The sequence below is a fragment of the Psychrobacter sp. AOP30-A2-5 genome (assembly GCF_052378115.1).
Taxonomy (GTDB): domain Bacteria; phylum Pseudomonadota; class Gammaproteobacteria; order Pseudomonadales; family Moraxellaceae; genus Psychrobacter.
Genome location: NZ_JBQSXK010000052.1, coordinates 1 through 1,309, shown reverse-complemented (window position 1 = coordinate 1,309; position 1,309 = coordinate 1). Strand labels below are relative to the sequence as shown.

Here is a 1,309-nt window from a genome sequence, read left to right as displayed (position 1 = left end):
TGAACCGCCCCGACTATATCGGAGGCTGATCTACTTGAGTCAGGCAGCGATGCCTGACAGGGTTAAATTATCATAATACCGCTTTTCAAACTCAAAGGGTGACACATATCCAATCGTGCTATGTAGACGCTTCTTGTTGAACCAATCCACCCATTCAAGGGTTGCCAGTTCAACATCGTTCACACCAGTCCAGTTCTGCTTTAAATAATGAATCACCTCAGACTTGTAAAGCCCATTGACCGTTTCAGCCAATGCATTGTCGTATGAATCGCCAGTTGTACCGACAGAAGCAATCACGCCAGAGTCCGTCATCTTATCAGTGTAGCGAATTGATAAGTACTGAACCCCTCGATCACTGTGATGAATGACATCTTTGGGATTGTTTCTATCTGTTATCGCTTGATTTAATGCCGCCATTACCATATCCGTGTTCATGCGATTCGATACTTTCCAGCCGACAATAGCGCGAGCAAATACATCGATGATAAAAGCGGTATAAACCCAGCCGCTCAATGTCTTGATATAAGTAAAATCTGCAACCCACAGCTGATTAGGACGATGGGCATTAAAGTTACGATTAACCAAGTCGTCAGCACGCTTTTGGTCGTCACGGCTGTTGGTGGTAATCTTACCCTTACCGCGCCAGACACCTTGTAAGCCGTGCTGACTCATTAAACGCTCGACGGTGCAGCGTGCGATATAAATGCCATCTGCCTTCATCTGCCGCCAGACTTTGCGAGCACCATAGCGACATTTGCTGTCCTGCCAGATGCGTTTAATCTCGCTGAGATAGTAGTCGTCATGCTGACTGCGCAGTGAACGCCTTTCAGGGCAGCACTCTAGGTCTTTAGTACGGTGATAGGTTGACGGGGCAATCGGTAGTACTCTACAAATCAGCTCGACCCCATAACTACCTCTATAGTCATCAATAAACTGAACCATTATCTGGGTGGACGGTCGAGCTCCGCCTGGGCGAAAAAAGCAGCAGCCTTACGTATAATCTCATTGGCTTGCTTGAGCTCTTTGTTCTCGCGTTCAAGCTCTTTGATACGCTCTTTGTCACTTTGAGTCTGCACTGAGGCGGGAATGGTTTGGTCTATGTGCTTTTTATGCCAGGATCGCAGTGTCTCAGGCGTACAGCCAATCTTTGACGCTATGGCTTGAATGGCTGACCATGTAGAAGGATAGTCGCTCGACGCTTCAATCAGCATGCGAACGGCGCGTTCTTTAATCTCAGGAGTGTAGGTTTGTCTTTTCATTGTCGTATTCTCTCAGAATGTTGAGTCTCCGACAATCCCGGGGCGGTTCA

General features: G+C 47.4%; 1 protein-coding gene and 1 other annotated feature. The gene reads right to left on the bottom strand.

What is annotated here, in order from left to right; translation table 11 throughout:
• Positions 1-39: 39 nt before the first annotated feature.
• Positions 40-1,259, bottom strand: a protein-coding gene (locus tag ACT3S4_RS14295) for an IS3 family transposase (RefSeq protein ID WP_444761300.1) whose coding sequence is annotated in 2 segments (ribosomal slippage) — positions 40-983 and positions 983-1,259 — 1,221 coding nt in all. Because the reading frame shifts where the segments join, the coding sequence is not laid out codon by codon here.
• Positions 868-984, bottom strand: a sequence feature (AL1L pseudoknot). It overlaps the preceding gene by 117 nt.
• Positions 1,260-1,309: the final 50 nt, after the last annotated feature.